Below are 19,932 nucleotides of genomic sequence, written 5' to 3'. Positions count from 1 at the left end.
CGCCGTTCGGACAAGGATAACTAATGACTTTGACTATTCCTTGGCCGGCCTGCGCTTGCGCCGAATTGCTTCAACCATCTCCATCCTGCGCCTTTCATCGTCTTTGCGCCAGTCAGAACTACCGTCAGGTACCGAGGATCTTTCGGTCTTTCGGGCCGGACTTTGCTGCCCAGAGATAGCGCTGGAGCCCACTCCCTTCGGACGAAGTGCTGCCTTGATCGAAGACGTCTCACGGTCGCGCTCGGCCCGTCGCTCGCGTTCAGTGAGCTCATGGGGCGAAGAAGACGAAGGGCCGGTGCGTCCCTGCGGGCGCTTGGTCGGAACCGGACGATCCGCCTTCACTCGGTCGCGCCGGCTGTCGTGCTCGGCCTCGACCCAGAGGCGATTGGATGCCTCTTCCATGAGCTCTTCTTCTTCCAGTGTCACGGTCCCGAGGTTGCGAGCGTTCGTTTCCTTGAGAACGAACTTTGCCCAGCGGGGCAGCCCGGCGCTGACAACGAAGATCTCGCCCGGATCGAGCTTGTCGAGCCGGATCTGCACGGACTTTCGCTTGGCTGGCAATTGCCTGAGCAGCGATTCGGCAGCTTCGCCATCGGGCACATAGTCTCGTCCGCGGTACTTCAATCCGCTGCGGGCTGCCGAAGCCGTGTCCTGGCTGAGCAGCAAGCGCCAGTAGTCTTGCTCCGTCAACGGGGGAGAACGGTGGCCAGTGATGTTCGCCAGACCCCACTTGAAAGCGTTCTGAGGGGTAGGTGCAATCCCTGCGCGAGTCAGCTCACGGTACTTTCGCAGTTGACTGTGGGCGGCGTTGTTCCGATCGACGACGATCTGTACCAGGAGACGGTACATGTCCGCGAGCGAATGCGCTGCGCCCTTGGCCGCTCGCTTGGCGGCAATCTTGGCCTCGCGGGTCATCGGGCGTTCCGCATAGACGCCTTTGGCGCCGGACGACTTCATCCGCTTCTTCAGCTCGCGAATGAAGCGCTCGATGATGGCTTTGCCGTCCGGGCATCCCGGAGGCAACGGGGTCAGTTCGATGCGCAGGTTCGAGACCACGGCGTTGCGCGTTGCCTCGCTCATGAAATCGGACCCGCGGTCGGCACACAGGGCGGCGGGGATCGGGGCGCGCGGCCATGTCTTGTCGTCGACGAGTACCTTCAGCCTGCGAAACCTCTGCTTGCGCGAGGTGAAGGCGACCAGGAGTGCCTGGCGCAACTCTTCCCACGCCGGTGCGCGCAGCGAGATGTAGACCGCCACGATGAATCGACTCCAACGGTCGATGACCAGGTAGATGGTCGGCGTGCCAAGAACCACATGTGGCTGCGTCGATGACACCAGGTGCACTCGGCCAAGCGTTGCGTCGATTTCATAGAGATCGCCCGGCCCGATCGAGTGCAGGGAGCCGGACTTGTCTCTGGCATCGCGCTGCAGGCGCAGGTTGCTGCTCAGGTTGTTGTTGAGTACGAGGTTCAGATTCACGTGGTACCGAAACTGCCTGAGGCTCACAGGCTCTGCGTGCTCGCCCTCGGTATACGCCTTGTGCAACTCCGGGTGCCGCTTGGCGAAGTCCTTTCTCAGGTACTCCTCGTGTGCATCGGAGATGTAGGTCGGCCCACTCCTCAGCAGCCGCTTCACAGCGGCCAGCATGTCTGCGACGTCGTCCTCGCCGATCAGGAAGTGGTTCTCGCCGTACTTGGCCGCCAGCGCTGACTGTCGGCCCCGCCGACGCATGGGTCTCGTACGGACCGAATCAGCCGAGGTCCCGTCCTCTCGGGTGTACCGGTACTGGGGCTTGCGTCCCCTGGGCAGTGGCAGGAGTGCGATACGCAGTCCGCCGAAATAGTAGTAGCGCTGTACAAGTCGGCGCAGAGTCGTCTGCGATGCCCCCAGTTGCTCGGCGCGAAGCTGAATGAGTTGCCTGAACCTGGATCTGGCAAGGTTCGCCTCGTCGCAAAACGCGGCAACGAGCGGCTCGATCATCTCCCACGCTGCATCCAGCTTTGCGCGGTGATCCGCGTCCTCGGCGTCGGCCTCGGTCATGGCGTCGGGCAGGCGCAGCTGGCCCCAGGTTGCCGCGCCTGCAGCCTCAGCCAGCAGCGACTTCAGCGTCCGCAGGGGGATTGCGATTGGACGCCGGGCATCTCGCGCTTCTTCGGGAGAGCCGACCCGCATCCAGTACGCGTTCTTCTCGAAGACGTGCGTGATCCGGAAGTATTTCGGCGGCGCACTGTTGGATGATTCGACTATGTCCTGCGTCGGTGGAGCGTTGACTGCTCACCGGATCACGCCCTGAATGGGCCAGAGCATCGTCTGTGGTTGCAAGATCATCTGGCGCTCTACGGTGTCAAGAGTGCGGCGATCGCGCCTGGCTATCAGCCGTCGACTTCGGGAGCGAGAACAGATGGCTAGTCGCTACCGTCTTTCCTTCACCACAGGAGGACTCTTCGTCCAAGAAGCAGCATCGGTTGCTGCGGCGTATCTTGCGACGAAGGACTGGGCGAAGGCGCGCGCACAGACCCGCCAAGAGAACCTCCTGCAGGTCCGCACCGCGGCCGCGGCGACTCGCGTGAGCAAAGAAGTCACGGCACGGCTTGAGCACCTCGACGATGTGGAGTTGCAGGCGCTGCTCACTGTCAACCTCCACGACAGAGCAAGTCTCCTGTGGGTTGCCGCTTGCCGACGCTATGACTTCATTCGCGAGTTCGCCACCGAGGTCCTGCGTGAGAATCACCTCCATCTGAAGAGGCAGTTGACATTCAATGACTACGAGGCCTTCTACAACAGCAAGGCGCTGTGGCACTCCGAATTGGACGGGCTGGCAGTTTCAACCCAGCATAAGCTGCGCCAGAACCTCTTCCGCATGTTGCGAGAGGCAGATCTCTTGTCCGAGGCGGAACTGATCCTGCCGGCGGTTCTGGGCCCAGAGCTCACCCAAATTCTTGCGAGGCAAGGTCGTCGTGACCTGCTCGTGTTTCCCGCATCCGAGAAGGACATCCAACGGTGGCTGCAATGAGCACAAAGCTAAGCCAACAGCCGTTCGCCAAGCGATTTGAGCACCTCGTGGGTGTGATCGCCGGAGAGCGCTTCTTGCAGATGCGGGGTCTCAACAACGACCTACCAACGCGTTGCGAACAAGCCTTGGGAGAAGGGTCGAGAGCAGGCACTGCTTGAAGCCGGCAATGTGGCTCGCGCATACGGCGAGGTCACTGGCGAGGACGCGGCACACGCCAAAGGCATCCTGGACAAGTACAGGGCGCAGTACAGCGTGTCGATCGAGGACTTCGGCAACCAGGTGAAGGCGTGGCTGGATCAGAAGCCCGCCAACTTTCGGCTGAACTTCTTCGTCGACGAGGTAGGTCAGTACATCGCCGAGAACACCAAGCTCATGACGTGCTGGTGGTGACAGGGTCCGTCAATGCAACCTATCAGAGCCTTGAGACGAGAAAGAACGTCGAGATTTCGCTCGCAAGATGGCTCCGCGAAAGTCCGTTCGCCTGGAAGACGGTGGAGACAAAAGGCTTCGAGGTCACCATTGATCCCGACGAGTTTGAGCCCCAGGCTGCCTTGTTTGTGGATGCTTGGCTAACGGAGGAGCGCTGCCTGGAAGGCTTGGTGACCTCCCGGGCTGAACTGCCCGCGGTCATTGACGTTCGAATTGAACGTGACCAGGTGACCGTCCATGAGGGTCATGCTGAGCTGAAGGGCGGGAGCTTCGCTATCCGGCATGTTCCTGCCTTCGACACGAGTTCTGCGGTGCAACTCAAAGTCTCTTGCGTTGGCATGGAAGCGACTTGCTGGCTCAACCTTCGCGAAGAACTGAAGATCTCAGCGCAAGAGCGCGAACGCCGCGCGGCGATCAGCCGTGTCCTTCAGGGGAACTTCAGCCTTCATGACGTCGCACAGGTCATTCAGATCTTGGCTTCTCAGGCCGGCGTCGTAGCGGGGAAGTCAAGGGGAAAGACTCCGGAGCCCCAACCGGCCGAAGAGCTGGATGAGGACTTCTTGTTCGATAGCTGGCTTGAAAGCGGCGAGAAGCGCGCTAAGACCAGTTCCGAACGGCGCAGATATGACAAGGCGCTGACCGCATTGAATCACTGGCTGAACTCACAGAGCGACGAAGCTGAGACGGATGACGAGGAGATCGACGAAGGCGAGGACGAGGCCCCGCCGGTAAAGAAGAAGTTGAGCGATGGCCGGAACGAAGACGCTCGTGACCGGAGACGTCAGGACCTGTCTATGACCGAGATGTACGTCCTGCTTGATCGTCTATGTGAAGGCATCCCGAAGAAGTTGGATGAGCAACCTGATCGCGCCGATGCGGGACTCCTTGCTGAGGTAGTGGCATCCCGGGTTGTCGATCGGACTATTCGGCAGCCAGCGTTCGTAGAGCCATGCGTATCCTGGCTCGATCAATACTCCAGTTTTGGGTATGCCGCCCCAGCGCGGGCTAGAGTTGCGCAGATTGCGGCAGCAATGGCGGTCTATGCCATGTCGCGGCTTGATGCTATCGGCTCGCCGGTGCCGCTGTCGTCGTTCAAAGAAGCAGTGGACCGAGCCAGCGGAACGAGCCTTAATGTCGAGGAATTCGCTTCTCTTGCGAAGGAGGGCTTCGAGCGCGACCTCTTCTCAAGGCTGACGATGGATGAGCGGCAACGGTTAGCGGATACGGCCGCCCGAATCGTGAGCGCTGCTACTGTCGACGACGCGCTGATTGCCCTGCTGAGAATGGCAGCAACCGGGCCATCACGGGGGCGTGGACAAGCCGATCAAGAGGTCGCGCAAGTGGCGCAAGCGATGCGCACGCACAGTCGACTTCCACTGACACAGGGTCTCCTGGACACTGCCGGAATTGCCAGGAGCGCCTGCCCCCTTTGCAATAGGTCGCTCGACAAGGACGAGTTGAAGGCACTGAGGAGCAAGCACTACTTAGTCCATCAGAATCTGATGTGCCGCGGCCTGGTCATCTTTTCCGCAAACCGTAGCCGATTGACGGCCATTCTGCGGGAGCTCCAGCATGCTTGACGCTCCAGTCTTCGTGACCCCTGTGCAGCGGGGTTTCGTCGGCGATGACCCGTTGGGTCTCGCGGCAACGAACGAGCGGCTATACAACGGGGCGCTACCGGGCTTCAACAACTACGTTCGGTACATCCGTGTCTACTCGGCACTTTGTTGGACAGCGGTCCAGGTGGAGAAGGCCCTCGAAGGCGGCGCCGCGGAAAAGTCACGCGATGCCAGGGCGCTGTTCGAAGGTGCTTTCGAAAAGATGGAGCTTGCAATCGTGTGGGCGAATCCCAAGAAGCCACAGCTGGCTGGTATGCGTCGGAAGTTCCCAGAGGACAACAAGAGTGTGCAACTCGCATTCTCGACATTCGGAGCGAGCGAGGCGACCTTGTTTGAGGCGGTGACCTACAGGCCGAGCCTGACCACCGGGCTGGGCTTCCTAGAGAAGCGGAAATACTCGATATACGGCTGTCTCCAGGCGGGTGAGCGCTTGGCTTCTGCCTACGACAGTGCCGTCAAGCATCTTTCGGGATACAGGTGGCTGAAGTCGACGGATAAGACCACCAGCAAGCGTACGCAGATTGATGCGCTTCATGGCGCGCTGGACGTCACGTCACCATCCAAGGAGGAGCAGGACGCCTTCCTCGAGCGGTTCTTCCCACAGCGATTGGATGATGGCGCCTCCAGCGAGGACAGACGGAGGTGGCTAACGCTGCAGCTGGCGCTTCGGGCCGTCAATGCTGTTTCCGTTGCCAACAAAGCATTGGGTTACGCCGCTGCAGCGGACGCCGATGAAGTGCGCACCTGCATGGCGCGAGGTATGGCAGTCGATGGTGCGTCGATCGTTGAGCCAGATTTGATTCCCAGTCAGGCGAGATGGGCTGTTCTGCAGGTTCGCCAATTGCAGCGGCTCTGCCTTGAGGCGCTCTATTGCGCGGTGGAGCGCTGGATCCACGACAAGGAGGTCGGGGGAGGGAGCCAGGCGATTGATGACTGCTGCGCTGACGTCGCAGCGGCTGGCGTCGCGTGCCTTCCGAGAGTCATGCGCGCAAAGGTCGCACAGCAGCTTGTTGCGCTGGCTGGACAGCAGGGCAACTTCGAATCGATGTACGCGGCCGCGGCAAGTGCCGCAATGCGATTGGAGCAGCAGACTGAGAACGTTGCCGACATCTTCTTACTCATCGACAGACTTGAGGACGAGAGCCGACTGGACTTTGGCAGCAAGTGTCACGCGGTTGCCGATGCCTACATTGGTCTTCTGCTTTGCGCCATTGAGGTGGGAAACCTTGCCAGGTATCCCCAAGCGCTGAAGATTCTGCGCAGCGATTCGGACTTCTGCTCGCTGATGTCGCTGCATGACTTGGTGAATCGCTCCCAGTCGATGAGTGTGGCGGACTTCCTAAGTCGCCTCGTCAAGGACTGGGTAGTGCTCCGGCACTTCACGGTTGCCCGCGATCGGTCCTTGAGGAACGACGGCAAGAACCGCTTCCGATTCGTGATGGGCGACTACGGTCTGGAACGATTCGACAAGTTGGCCAGCTTACCCCTACCAGCTCGGTCAGAAGACAAGCTGAACCATGCGCTCATGCTCTGTGAGCAAGCTGGTCTGCTGCGAGACACAGCCAGTGGCTACACTCTGACGAGGAGAGGAAAGGCTCGGTTGACCGGAGCGCTGTCAGGTGATGCCAAGGGTTGAACTGGCGAAGGTTCTATGCCGTGGGGTGTGCGTGGCTGCTGGCGCTTTCCCGCGGCCGGGCGCTTGGTGCATTTAGCCCGGCGCTGCTAGGGAATTGCTTTCATCCCGCCGTAAGGACCTCACAAGACATCGGAGGCCAATCTGCTCGCACAGTCCGTTCGCGCCCTCTCTTTCGAGACGTGGTGTGCCAATCACGATGACAGTCACCGAGCTCGGTGGTGCCGCGAGCTATACCCGTGGCAGGTGTTCGCCGAGGCCGACTATCACGATGCGACCGTCCGTGAGAAGCAGCTCATAGGTGACTATGTTCTAACCGTGCTTGACAAGCGGGCCGGCAAGAACGAGGGCCGCACTGAAATCCGCGTGAGACTGGAGACCGCTGGGACATCGCAGGGAGTCATGTGGCGCAGCGGGCGGTGGGCCGATGACTTCGTTCTTGTTGCCTCCAATGACGGTCACTTCATCACGCTGTTCACGCGGAAGGAAGATCCCGCTAAGGATGCTCTCATGGACTTCATGATGGGTAGGTTCCAGCGGTTGGAAGCGAAGCGTTGTCTACCCTGGGCAGCGCTTCTATTCCGCACGCTTGTCGGTGAATTGGCCGCTCCGCTAGCGCCTTGGCAGCGTCACGTCGCATTTTCAAGTGGCGGCGAGCCGACTCGCGACGGGTACCTTCCTCATGCGCAGTACCGGTCAGACGCGCGGCCAATCGTGCCGTTCCTCTCTGCCGGGCGTGATCATTGGCTAATCTACAGATTCACAGAAGAAAAGGCACACCGTCAGGCGCTCTATTGCGAAGGCCAGTGCCGGGAGCTAGTCGCGGTCTTCTGCCACCCTACATTTGCGCCGCACCACCGCAGTCGCTCGGAGAGCACAAAGGTCGTATCGCTGTTCGAGTTGGCAGACCTTGGGGGAACTGGCCGGAGGCATCTGCCGCAGATTCGGTTTCTTACGAATCATATGCGCCTGGCGGAGTCGGGCGCGCCCCTGGGGCAGTCCGTGGACGAAGCCACAGCCAATCTGGCGGCGGCCACTGAGCCTCAGGAGATCGCAACGAGCCAGCTGAGGGAGGCACGTGCTGCGCTCGGCATTGAGATCAGAACGCGCGGCGAGGCAGCCTATGCCTTTGCCGCTGCCAACCTTCTGAACGCCGCAACGAATCAGCGTGCCGGGTTCTACAGGGGATCGCAGATGCTACCGAAGGAGACATACGCGTTCAAGCAACGAGTCTGTCATTGGATTGAGGAGCTGGCTGAAGATCCGATCGATGGGGTGCGCCTTTATGTGCAAGCTGGCGGCACCATCTACGTCGCTGTCGGGAATGTGCAGTTCAGTTTCCACGCGATCGCGAGCACGCCTGCGATCATGAGGTTCGCGGCGTCGCCGAGGAACGAAGTACAGGAATGGTCGGGGAGACGGCTTCAGCCAATCTCTCCTGCGGTGCTTGCGTGGGGGCGAGCTGTTTTCCAGGCCGAGGGCCTCGCGGGCGACAGCCAAGACCCGAGTTAGTCGGGACGCGTGAACAAGTCAGCAGAACAGCGCCGGCACTGGATGCCCCAGCAGTTGAAGTCACGCCGATTGTCCGTCGGCATGTCGCCGCCCACGTCCTGGACCAGAGCCTGACTGGGACCGCCAGTCAGGCTCTGGCCCTCATCGCTGTCGTTTATGGCGACCGCTCGCGGTGCGTTGTCCCCCGGCTTTGGTAGCGCTTCGATCTAGAGCCCGAAGACGAGACGCCGATCGGCAACCCGACGGCAATGTCCAGATGGCCCTTGCACCACTCGTCGACAACTTAGGGGATGCGTAGTTCACTGCTTTGGACTATGTTCGCCGCGAATCGGAGGCGTGCCGTGAAGGATCTCGATTCGCCGCGGGGTGGAGTTGCGGGAGAAGAGAATGACGCCGCCGCAAATGGACTCGCGGAGGGAGACGCCGTCGCCGGCTCGCCTTTCCGCAACGTGCGGCTAAGTCGCCGCCGCGTCCTTCTCGCGGGCGTCACTGGTGTCGGTAGTGCCGCAGCGGCATCTCATACGTCGAATCGCGCGCGCGCTGTCTCGTTCAGCGGCGATGACCACAGTTTCTGCCTTCGCTTAGACGGCGAGCCCGCGTGGCGCGTCGACACGGCTTGGTTCGATGGTCGGCCGAAGCTCTTACATTCCACTTCCGACGATAGCTTCGAGCTGGCGCTTACCGGCGCACTGTTGACCGGCACTCGCCTGCGTTGCGACTTCAAGATGGCCGCGAGGAAGGTGCGCCGCCTGTGGACATTTGACATCGAGTTCCCGCACTTGCGCGCGCGCGGGCGCGGCGATCTTCTCACCTGGCTCGAAAGAGGCGAGTCCATCAGCTGCGCGGTGAAGATCGATTCGACGGATGGCGGCACGAGGGACTTGGAGGTGCTCCTGGCCGGAACCGCAACGTTAGTACTGCGCAGCGACTGGCGGCTCGACTTCCACGGCAAGGACGTTGCCACTATCCGGCTGAGGCAAGGCGCCGCGCCCTGCTCTCACGTCACGGTGGTCGTCGCACCTGAGGCAGACTCGCGGGGCTCGCTCGAGCCGGCTGGCGCAGCACTCGGTGTGCTGCGGCGCGCCCAGCTTGTCTTTAGAAGCGATGCGCTTGTCGCGCTTGTGCCGCCGGTAGCTGGGTTGCAGCCGCAGTTCGAACCCGACGTGCAGCTGATTGCCGAGTTCACGCGTCATGCGGCGAACCCGCGGGCAATGCATGCGATGGCCTCCTGGCGTTCGAGTAGCGCGGCCGGCGTGCTCGTCGCGCAGGCGGGCGGCGCGCCGCTCCCTGTCTCGGCATTGAGGATCGACGAAAGTTTCGGCCGCGGCGCGTGCAAGAACCTCGACGCAGTGCCCTTCGGTACCCACTGGGTGGATGTCGCGAACGCGAGCTACGAGCTGAGCGCTGGGCCGGGTGCATGCGTGCAGGCATACCAGGGCGCCGAGGTCGCGCGTGCGGTCGTCAACGGTGTCTTCGCGCACCGCTTCGTCGTGCCTTTTGTGGGCGCTGACGTCGCCTGGTTTGAGAAGGCAGAGGACGCGGCTTCCGAGGACCTGGTTCGGTGGGACTCGACGATCGTCAGGCTGCGGGCGATTCCGCTCAAGGGATACAGATTGATCGTGCGCCGCACGATCGACGGGTTCGCGGCAATCTTCCGGTTTCGTGGACTCAAGCTCGAGCCGCGCTTGCGCGGCTGGGTCCTCGTGCCGGATTCGGGTACGTCGGGCGAGCTATCGTTCGAACTAGCCTCCCAGCACCTGCAGGAAGAGTCCATCTACTCGGCATCAGCGTCGGGCAACAGCAAGGCCAGCGAAGAGGTCATCTGCGCGCCGATGCGGTCGAAGGAGGCGCGCGTGCTGGCGGTGATCGCGGACGTCGCAATGCTCAAGGACTGGTCGACGCCAGTCGACAACGCGGTGCGCCAAGTTCTCCAACGGTTTCGCGACAAGCTTCATTCACAGTTCGCGCAGGTCGTCCAGAAGGATGGCACTCGCTCCGCTGACTGGCTATTTCTCGGGAGTTTGAAGGTCATTGGCGCGCCGCTGCCAAAATGGTTTCTCCGGTACCTAACGCAGGAGTTTGGCCAACAGTTGAGCGACGCCTATGAGGACGTTCGCACGGCGGATCCCGCGGCGGTGAAGGCGATCGAGCAGAGAGCAGAGGAATACAAGGACAACGACGACCCGGACTACTTCCGGAATTTCGAGCCGCAGGCGGTGGAGTCGGGTCCGAGCCGGCTCGTCTTCACGGTAGCGTTCGACCGCGGCGCGGCGTTGCCGTTGTCGATGGCTTCGCTCCTCGGATGGAGCGCCGAACCGGAGAGTGGTGCGCCGGTGCGCTTCTACGAATCGCTCTCGCTCCGTGCAGTGACGACGGACGCCGTACACGAGCGTGACATCGCCGAGCGTCTACGAGAAGACACCGGCCAGAGTTTGGAAGAGGAGGGTGTCACCGGGCTCGAGTTGCCGTATCGGCTGTCGGTCACGCTGCTCAAGCCCGTGTGGAACAAACCCACCCCGTCGCGTTGGCGGGCGCTGCCGGAACCCACGCGGTCGTGGGGAGTGCCGAACAACCTTTGGCATGTACGTGCGGGTGACGTCCATGGCGGGGCGCTGCCGATGCGCGCGCTCGCCTCCGATGACTTCAACAGAGAGAACTTCTTTCAGCCTCCAAAGCCATACTCTTCGAAGGACCCCTCCAAGTTTCGCGCATCTCTGGACGCCCACGACCGCCACAATCTTGTTGGGCTTACAGGCAGCTTCGGCGAGAAGGCACTCGCTGGCAGCGGATCAGTCATCGCCGCGCCGAAGGCGGAGGTAGGTGAGTTCGTCTCACAACCCTTTCACGCCAGCCTCCTCCTCCTCACCCCGTTCGGGGCAAGCTTCGATTTCCTGGGCAATTGGGATCCCCCAGCGGCAGTGCCAGATTCCGAACGCCCCGGCGCGCTCACGATTAGCAAATGGGAGCACCAAGCCCGGCTGCGCCGCGACACCTCGGTGACGGTCGAGTACAAGGGCTTCCTGTTGCCGCTCGGCATTCCGGCTGTGCTCATAAAGCGCACGACCCGCGAGTTCAAGCGGTCCGGCCGGACTAACTCGGAGAGTTACCGCGCTGTCCTCGTGCAGCGCTTCTCGATCCGCGTAGAACCCGGCGAGTTCAGCTTTCCGGCTTACGGTCACCCCTTCGAGGCGCGCGATTGGTTCCTGCGAAAGCTGCGGGTCGACCCGCCCGAGACACCACCGCTGCTTCCACCCGAGAAGACAGAAGTGTTGCCGCGCTCGGGACGGCAAGCGTTCTGGCCTGCAGTGCCCGCGGCAGCACCGACCCAGAGTTGCGCGGCCGGCCAACTCTTCGAGTTCACTGTTAAGGGTGGCGCCACGGAGTTTCGGGTGCCACTCGTGTTTGTCGACAACCAGGTTGCGCATACACCGGAAACGCTCAAAGCAGTGCTTGACGCATACGTGGTGGAGGTAAGCGCGCGCAAGGAGGAGATGCGCAGTGGCGCCTACAAGTCAAGCATGGCCCTGGCAACGCTCACTCGGGGCGAAATCGAATTCCTGCCCGGGGCGGGCAGCCGCAACAGCCGCCACGGAACGCTCGATTTCGTGCTGGGCGTCGCCCTTCCCGCAGCAGACCCGGTGATCGAAGACGAGGGCCCGGTGAGCGTAGACGACCTGAAGTTCAACCGCGAGCGTGAGCGACTGAAGCAGCCCCCGTTCTACCCGCGCATGTCCCAAGCGCGGGTTTCAATGTCGCTACTGTCACAACTGTCCGGCAACCCGTCGCAGCGCAACATAGTTGCCTACCACCGGACGTTCGTACTGCGCGGCTTCGACCCCGCTGACAACAAGGGTCAGGTGTTCCTGCGGTTTGTCGACGGGGGTGCGGAGCTCGGTTTCGGCGGCGACACCACTCGCAGCGGCGGTCCCTTTGCGCCCACTACGCAAGTAATGGCGATCGCGCGTGAGCACGGTCCCATCGGCGGCGCGATGAAAGGCGACGTAACGAACCAGGCTCGCGCGCACTTCAAGTCCCTAGCGGGGGCAAGCGACTCGGACCCGGTTGCCAAGTTCATGAAAGGGCTGTCCGACCCGGTTGAATACTTCGCGCAGAAGATGGGCGACGCAAAGATCGCTGGCTGCGTGCGCATAGTTGACGTGGTGAAGACGGCGCTTGCCGTCTCAGGCACTCAAGTCCCCAAGCTGAACCAGCAAGAGGTGTTCGACGACCTCGTGGAATTGCTGCGTCCCGTGCTTCAGGACGCCTCGAGTGGACCCGCAACGGTGCTGAAGGCACTCGCCGAAACATTGGAGAAGTCTGGCCTGCCGGCTTCTGCCCTCGAGAAGTTGCGGCCATCCATCAACGCTGCGCGAAGGTCGATCGACGTGGCGCGCGCCGGACTGGGAGTTTCTCCGACCGACGCGGCGGCAGTAGGTGCAGCCGTCAGCGGCGCCTACTCGCACCTGAAGCAGTTCCTCGACGATGCGCGCAACTTGGCGGAAAACCCGGTCGCGCTGCTGCCGCCGTCTGTAGCACAGGCATTCGCTGCCGCGCGCAAGGTCCTGAGCGACCTGCAGACCCTGCGCACGGCACTCGACGACCTGCCTCGCCTCTTCTGGAGCGAAGCAATGGCGGCGCTGACTGCGGAAGTCGCGCGGCTCGAGTCCTTCGTCGTGTCGCAACCGGAGTATCGCGCGCTGCAGGACGTCGTGACCTCGCTGCGGGCGACGCTGAACGCCCTAGAGCGAGCAGCGATGCAGGCCGCGCTGGACCGTGCCGCCGCCGTCATGGGCGAACTGCTGCAACCGATGCTTGCGCTCCAGCGCTGGGCCGAGCTCGCGGCCGAAGTTGCTACGAATGCGGCCCTGAAAGAAGTGATCCCCCTTGTTGCCGCGGCTTTCGAAGCGAACGACCAGCTCGAGGACATCCGGTCGAGCGTGGACGCGACGCTCGACGAACTCTCGCGCACCGACGGCGTCGTGGACCGACTGAATACACAGCTTTCAGCGGCGGCGGATGCGACGAAGCGTCGCGCAATCGAAGACGCGCTGCAGTCGGTGGTTCAGTTGCGTGAAGGACTGATAACCTTCGCCGCGGTCGCCGAACAGCGCGTAAAGCTCGAGCAGGCTTCTCCACTGAACGTCGTACGCATTGCACGCTCGTATCTCGAAGCCTACGACGTGCTCCTGCGCACCGGCGCGGAGTTGCATCGGCATCTTCGCGACCTGAATGTTCTTGTCGATTTCCAACGCGGGCTCCTCGACGCGCTAAAGAAGACAGACCTGGGCGCGCAACTCCAGCGCCTGCAGAACGACCTACCGGGGCTGCTCGGCGATGCACGTGACCAAGTGGAGGAGGCCATTGCCACCGCGCTTAGATTTGCAGTCGAGGTCCGCAATGCCTCCGATAACGATTTCAAGGCGTTGCTCGCCAACCTGAGGCAGGCAGTCATGGAGGAACTCTCCGTGCGCTTGAACGCGGCGGCCTCCGCCTTGCTGCCGCAGGCGGCGGAACTGATGTCTCATATGGAGCAGGTCCAGGCGAGACTCGACGCCGCGGTTGTCCGGCTCGCTACGCCGCTCGACAAATTGCGCGGTCTGCTTGGGCAGGTCAGCGATATCGACCTCTCCAGCGTCGAGCCTTACCTGTCAGAGGACTTCGGGGCGCGCTTGAAGCGACTCGCTGGCGGGATCCGCGACTTCGGGGATGCGTGGCCCTCAACGGGAAAGAAGAACGGCCCCCAGGCCATGCGCGCCGCGTACGTCGCATCCGCGTTGTTCCAGGAGGTCTCCACACTGGTGGCCTACCTTGCGGACATGATCGGCGGCGGCAATCTTGGCGGGCTAGTGGACGTGCGGGGCATCGCCGAGAAAGTGCTCACCGAAATCGGCGTTCCTTCCAAGCTGCGCATCAGCTACGACTGGCGTTGCGACATCGACGAGTTTCCGCGCGGCGGCGGTGCGGTGTTCCGCCCGGTGCCAGGGCGCGGCAGCGGAGGCGGCGGTAGCCCGCAGCTGACGATCGCCTCACGCAACGAAGTCTCGCTGCGAGGCAACGGAACGTCCGGTTCCGTGACCGGCCGGCTTGATGCGTTCTCGCTGCACCTGTTCGGGTCGGCACCGTTCCTGATCCTTGACTTCCATCCCATCACGTTTCAGGCCGGCTCGAATCAGCCCATGAAGTTCGACGTGAGGCTGGAAAACGTGCGGTTCGGCCAAGCGCTCAAGTTCGTGAACGAACTCGCGGCGCTGCTCAATGCCGACTCTGGCTTCTACGTCCAACTGCTGCAGGGCCGCCCCGGCATCGAGGTCGGCTATCGCTTCAACAAGGACATCATCCAGCTGGCCGCGATGACGCTGCAGAACGTGTCGTTCTCGGTGGCGGTGCTGCTGCCGTTCGACAACTCGGCGACGCGCTTCAAAGTCGCGGTGGGCACTCGGCAGAAGCCGATCCTCGCTTCCGTCGGCATCTACGGCGGAGGCTTCTTCGCTGCCCTCACGATGCGCGCGGACACCATGGAGCTGATCGAGGCCTCGTTCGAGTACGGCGGTGTCACCGGTGTCGAGTTCGGCGGCGGTCTCGCGCGCGGCACCTGCAAGATCACCGCGGGCGTCTATCTCGCGCTGGGCGTGCGCGACGAGATCACCGGCTTCTTCTGCGCAAGTGGAGCGCTCACCATCGCCTCGATCTTCCGTGCGGGCGGCGAGTTGCTGGTGAGCCTGAGGAGGTCGGGCAATAGCATGGCGGGCCTGGCGGTCTACACGTTCTCGTTCTCGATTGGGTTAGTCGACTACTCGTATTCCGTTTCAGTTTCCTACACGAAGGGTGGCGGCGGCAACATGACGGAGTCCGCGGACGGACAACGCCCGCAGCAACCAGCCGGCACGACGGCCGATGCGATCAATCGGCTGGCTGTTGCGCGGCGCAACCTCGACGCAACGCGCGATACCGCTTCACGGGCACGAGGTGATGGTTCCGCGCCGGACACTGCTGACCATGTCGCCGATTTCATTGAGGCGGCCTCTGCGACTGGAAGGCTGCATCCCGGCCTAGCTGAAGGCTCCGCCTGGCTGGCATACGTCGGTGCATTCGCTGACTTGGATGAGGTTGCGAGATGAGAGGCAAGCCATGAAGCTCACACAGGAGCAAAGCCAAGCGTTCAACAAGTATTGCGGCTGGCTGCTGGTGCCTTGTGGCAGGGCCGACGGCAAGCAGCGCTTCCGCGCAAGGCTGATGTTCCGCCAGGACAAGGACATGAAGATGTCGCAGGAGGAATGCCGTGCGCTGGGTCGAGTGTTCGCCGACTGGCCGCGCTGCGTTGCCGAAGGGGACGCAGCTCTCGCGCTGCGTGTGTACACCCGGCGCGGCACTCGGCAGGTGCCGGCCTCTGGCGCCACACTCGCTGCAGGTTACCGCATGTATCTCGGGAGTCTGGGCGGGTCGCTTCACGAGCAGCGCGAACGTGTGGGCAAGATTTGGCGTGCGGCCTTCCCCGATCCAGGCACGCCGCGCGAAATCTACGGGCCAATTCCAACAAAGTCCGGGTGGCTTGTCGACCGCGCTGGCAATGAAAAATATCTCACCGCGTTACACGGTGGTCTTCATGCGCTTGCGCTTGCCAAGTCGCTTCGCGCACCGGGCATCCGGCCAGACTTGGCCGGGCACGAGGCTTTCGACTTCGCGCGCGCACCGCGCGAGCTGGCGGGCGATGCGGTGAAACTGGCCGCGCGCCTTGATCGGTTTGCCCAGTCTCTCACCTCGCCGGCCGATCGCCGTTCGTCTCCGCCGCCCAGAGAGTCCACGTTTGAGCAGACCAGATGGTCCGATCGGGTGATCGATGGAGATTCGCGCTTCAAGGCATCCAAGGATGTCAAGGACCTGCGCGCGGAGGATTTTGACGTCTTGAACGAGATTATCGCCGCGAGTTCCGAAACGGACAGCACGACGCAGGATTTGCAGAAGCTGCTGGAGACGAGACCTGTCGCGCAATCGCTAAAGCTCGCGGACGAGGTGAAGAAGCTCGGCCAGCATGGCTGGCTGATGCGCCACCTGGGTCTGGTGGTGGAGCTCGAAGTGGACATGTCGGCGCTCGCGGATGACGGGCAGCACGATCTCAAGAAGGAGTTCCTGCCTGGGGTCGTTGCGATCGACGGGGATGGGCGGCCCCTCGACGCGCCTGACGACTTGCCCGATGACGAGAAGTCGCCGATCCCGTTGCGGCAAGGCGTGTTCGACCTGTCGGTTGCGCGCAGCGACGGCAAGCCGCGCTACGTGGTCACGCAATTCGACCAGCAAGGAGCCCTCAACAAGTTTGTGGTCGGCATAAAGGGCTACCTCTCCCAACGGGCTGCCGGAGCGAGCGGAGGCGAGCAGAGCTACGAATTCGCCGCGCAACGCACGCTGAGTCTTTCGTTGCTGGACACCCGGGCGCCCTCTAAGCCAGAGAGAGCGTTGGACAACCGCTCAATCGACGAAGCGCTCTACGCACATCAGATCATGATCGGCATGCGCGTGGACGTTCAGCGCCACAACTCCCCGCTGCCAACGAAGCCTGCGCATGGAACGGCGCCCTGGCGCTCGCTCATGGGATGGCGCGTGCTTGATGCCCGGATCAACAATGAGGACATCAGTGATTGGTTCGGGAACGTTTCCGCGGGCGAATGCCTGCTTGCTCCGACCCAGCGCGTGGTGTCTGACGCGCGCCAAGGGCAGGCGGTGATTAGCCAGTCGCTCTTCGCGTGGGACGGCTGGTCTCTGGCGGTGCCACTGCCCGACCCCGGCGGTGAGGGCTATGGTTCGGCGACCTCCGAACTGGAAATCGGGCGGCTGAAGGTCCGCCTCGTCACCGCGGGCGGGCTTCCTGCGCTACGGGTTGGGAGCGACTACAGGCTTGGCGTGCGCGCCGTGTATGCCGACGGCTTCGGCCCCTCGCTCGACGACGTGGTGCGAGCGGGCATGTACGAGGCCGTCGAGACGGGGAACATTTGCCACTCGGCGGCACTCGGCCGCTCGTGCGATGAATTTTTCCCGTTCAAGCGCTTCGAACCCATCGCTCCGCCCGACGTGCATCTGGGGGACCGTCCGGACTACGACAAGCTGCCGCAGCAGGCGGGCGGCAAGGTCGTGCTGGCGAGTTCCGGAGATGTTGCTCGCGTGCATCGACGTGAGGTGCGCTGGATCGTGCCGCCGCCAATCTCGCTGGAGCTTGCGGTGATGCTCGGTGCCTACGATCGCAAGGGCATGCGCGCCGGCCCTCCACAAAGCGCCTTTGAGGGAATCTGCCTGACCCCATCGGGCCGCTTCCCCAACACTTCCAATCCCGTGGCCGGCATGGGCGGCGAAGGGCGTCCGCACCGACACGACAACTCGGACACGATCTACCGCCGATCCGCCTTCGCCCGGCGGCCAGTCATTCCGTACCTGCCTGACCCTTGGGCGCGGCGCGTGGTCCTCGCCGCGCACCGTCGCAGCGACGGGCGGCCCGTGGCATTTTCGTTTCACGATTACTACGAAGGGCGCGGTGCAGCCGGCTGGCCCGACTGCCGCGCACTGCGCCTGGAGATCCTTCGCGCGGATGACGGCCGCGTGCCAGGGCCGCGCACTGTATTCGAGAGGGACGCCAACGACCGGGCCACTATTCGGCTTCGCGTTGCGGCCGGTGATGATTTAGACGTGCATCTATGGCACGAGATGCGCATCGACCATCTCGAGCAATCGGCCACCGTGGACGCGTTGGTCGACTTCCTGCAGACGCCCGATGGTATCGAAACGGCGATGGTGCTGCAGCTGCTGACTAAGGACGAGGCTCCCAACTGGCTCACCGTCTGGCGGCGTCTCGTGGATCGGCTGGCGCACTGGCAGGAGATGCGCGACCACCCGTTGCGCGCGCAGACTGCGGACCTGCTGGCGGACGGCCTGACTAATCTCACCTCGTTCGGTATGCTCAACCCGAGCCAAGTGCTGCGAGTTGTTCACGCCGTCGACAAGCCTGCCGCACCGCGACTGCTGTGGTCTGGGCTGCCACCTGCAGAGCTCGCGCCCAACGCCGCAGACCGCGACGTGCGGGTGCTGCCCGCGGTGAACCTCACCGCACGAGAGGAGACCTTCCGATTTGTGCGCGAGCCGGGCCGCAGCGATGCTCTACTCGCCGGCGACCTCGAGATCGAGCGCGCCACCACGGCGCGCATCGACATCAAGCTTGCGTGGTCCGATACTGACGACATCCCGGGTACTGCGCCGCCCCAGGAACACGCGAAGACGGCACTCGTCTCCCTAGACCATCTGCCGCACGCGCTGAGTGTGCCGGGCGCAGCGCATTCTCCGAACGCGCTGCCCGCTCCCGCGATGGCCGAGGACGATCGCCTGGTACTCCTAAACGGCGTACGCACTTCCCTCAGTCGGGTCACCAACGAGGATCTAAAGGGCGGCGAGCTGCGCGCCGACTTCGGCGACTCGCGCGCTCGGAAAGTCGATGTCGAGATCACAGCGCAGTCGCGATTCGCCTCCGAATTCCAAGGCGCGCCGGCTGAATTCCTGTCGGCGCCAGGTGTGTTGCGGCACGTTGTAGTGCCGTCTTCGGCCGTACCGCCGCGGCCTGATGTGGACTATGTGATGCCGCAGTACCTCTGGCTCGAGTCGGGGCCTAACCATTCGGCACACGAGCGGGTTGGTGGATGCTTTCGCATCTGGCTGCGGCGCCCGTGGTTCTCCTCGGGCTTCGGCGAAAAGCTCGCCATCGTCTGCTGGCCCGATGAGGACTTCAATCGAGCTTCGATGCGGCGCCGCGCCGCGAGCGCCATCGCGCGACTCTGCGGCATCAACAACGATCCGCCTGCTTTCCTTGAGCCGTTCATCACGCGATGGGGCCTCGACCCGCTGTGGGGTGTCGCTGAGTCGAATGCGTGTATCGGATCGATCCCCGTTGAGGCCTTCCGAAAGCATACATGCGACGGCATCTCGGACCTGCAGAACGCGCGCGCCAGCGCGTGCTTCCCAGTCGTTGACCTACGCCGGGCAGTCTCGATGAAAGATCATCTTGCCAGCTATCGCAGCGAGTCGGCCAAGGTGGCACTCGTACTTTACGAGCCGAAATACGACCCACCGAGCCGCAGGTACTACGTCGATGTGCAAATCGACGAGCGCTACACCTACTTCCCGTTCGTAAGGCTTTCGCTTGCGCGCTACCAGGAAAACGCGCTGCCCGGCTACGAACTGTCTGAGCTGACCGTGCAGGAGTTTGTGCAACTGCCACCGTCCCGCCGTGCTTCAGTTGCCGCCCGGCCGCTAGTGTCGGGTCACCTCGAAGTGAGGGTGTCGCTCGCCGGCGTGCAGCCGGCGCCTCCGCTGACCGCGCTGCATCGGCGCGGCACCCGAGTGACCGCACATCTTGAGTACCTGCCAAGCGAGCGTTGGCAGGCGCTTCGGTCGGCGGTGGTTGGCGATGCCGGGGTCCACGGTGTGGCCTGGGTTCCCGAGTTGCACACCTCGATGGTTTTGGAGCGTGTGGGTGGCGAATGGAGGCAAAAGGCCGAAGACATCCGACGCGCCTATGCTATGCGCCCAGACTGCCTCTACTCGGTGGTGGTGCAGGAGTTTGAATTCGGACGCGCCGATCCGCCGGGCGGCGGCACACCCGGCGGAAGCGTTTCGAACCGCCTGGTGTTCAGCGACAGGCTTCTTCTCAGCGAGGTTCTGTGAGGGCCGCGCAGCTCCTGCGGCTTGAGGCG

Annotated in this window: 8 protein-coding genes and 1 pseudogene; 8 read left to right on the top strand and 1 reads right to left on the bottom strand. The window is 62.9% G+C overall.

Annotated elements, in window-relative coordinates:
* Positions 1 to 33: 33 nt before the first annotated feature.
* Positions 34 to 2,040, bottom strand: coding sequence for a TnsB C-terminal domain-containing protein (locus HZ992_RS18935; RefSeq protein ID WP_209383370.1), 2,007 nt, complete (start codon positions 2,038 to 2,040; stop codon positions 34 to 36).
* A gap of 204 nt (positions 2,041 to 2,244) precedes the next feature.
* Between HZ992_RS18935 and HZ992_RS25845 the strand changes: the two are divergent.
* The 8 genes and pseudogenes from HZ992_RS25845 to HZ992_RS18900 form a co-directional block, all read left to right on the top strand.
* Positions 2,245 to 2,409 (top strand): annotated as a pseudogene (locus HZ992_RS25845) (WYL domain-containing protein); the annotation flags it as partial.
* Complete coding sequence (locus tag HZ992_RS18930) at positions 2,402 to 3,013, top strand: DUF1819 family protein (RefSeq protein ID WP_209383369.1); 612 nt, start codon at positions 2,402 to 2,404, stop codon at positions 3,011 to 3,013. The pseudogene HZ992_RS25845 and the gene HZ992_RS18930, both read left to right, overlap by 8 nt.
* A 168-nt stretch (positions 3,014 to 3,181) precedes the next feature.
* Positions 3,182 to 3,403: a hypothetical protein gene (locus tag HZ992_RS18925; RefSeq protein ID WP_209383368.1), complete on the top strand. Its 222-nt coding sequence runs from the start codon at positions 3,182 to 3,184 to the stop codon at positions 3,401 to 3,403.
* A complete protein-coding gene (locus HZ992_RS18920; RefSeq protein WP_209383367.1) occupies positions 3,391 to 5,022 on the top strand; it encodes a hypothetical protein in 1,632 nt (543 codons plus the stop codon). The genes HZ992_RS18925 and HZ992_RS18920 overlap by 13 nt, the downstream gene beginning before the upstream one ends.
* Complete coding sequence (locus tag HZ992_RS18915) at positions 5,015 to 6,697, top strand: hypothetical protein (protein ID WP_209383366.1); 1,683 nt, start codon at positions 5,015 to 5,017, stop codon at positions 6,695 to 6,697. Before HZ992_RS18920 ends, HZ992_RS18915 begins: the two co-directional genes overlap by 8 nt.
* Before the next feature lie 243 nt (positions 6,698 to 6,940).
* On the top strand, positions 6,941 to 8,206 hold the full coding sequence (locus HZ992_RS18910; protein WP_209383365.1) for a hypothetical protein: 1,266 nt from the start codon (positions 6,941 to 6,943) through the stop codon (positions 8,204 to 8,206).
* Between the two features lie 341 nt (positions 8,207 to 8,547).
* A complete protein-coding gene (locus tag HZ992_RS18905) occupies positions 8,548 to 15,324 on the top strand; it encodes a coiled-coil domain-containing protein (RefSeq protein WP_209383364.1) in 6,777 nt (2,258 codons plus the stop codon).
* A gap of 10 nt (positions 15,325 to 15,334) precedes the next feature.
* Positions 15,335 to 19,903 carry a hypothetical protein gene (locus HZ992_RS18900; RefSeq protein ID WP_209383363.1) on the top strand — a complete coding sequence of 1,523 codons (4,569 nt, stop codon included), beginning with the start codon at positions 15,335 to 15,337 and terminating at the stop codon, positions 19,901 to 19,903.
* The last annotated feature ends 29 nt before the right edge of the window (positions 19,904 to 19,932 follow it).

The organism is Rhizobacter sp. AJA081-3, assembly GCF_017795745.1.
GTDB lineage: Bacteria > Pseudomonadota > Gammaproteobacteria > Burkholderiales > Burkholderiaceae_C > Piscinibacter.
This window is presented reverse-complemented; position numbering and strand designations above follow the sequence as displayed.

Bases quoted from the DNA above. Each gene is read 5' to 3' on its own strand.
- HZ992_RS18935 (WP_209383370.1), bottom strand. From the start codon at position 2,040: ATGACCGAGGCCGACGCCGAGGACGCGGATCACCGCGCAAAGCTGGAT.
- HZ992_RS18930 (WP_209383369.1), top strand. From the start codon at position 2,402: ATGGCTAGTCGCTACCGTCTTTCCTTCACCACAGGAGGACTCTTCGTC.
- HZ992_RS18915 (WP_209383366.1), top strand. From the start codon at position 5,015: ATGCTTGACGCTCCAGTCTTCGTGACCCCTGTGCAGCGGGGTTTCGTC.
- HZ992_RS18900 (WP_209383363.1), top strand. From the start codon at position 15,335: ATGAAGCTCACACAGGAGCAAAGCCAAGCGTTCAACAAGTATTGCGGC.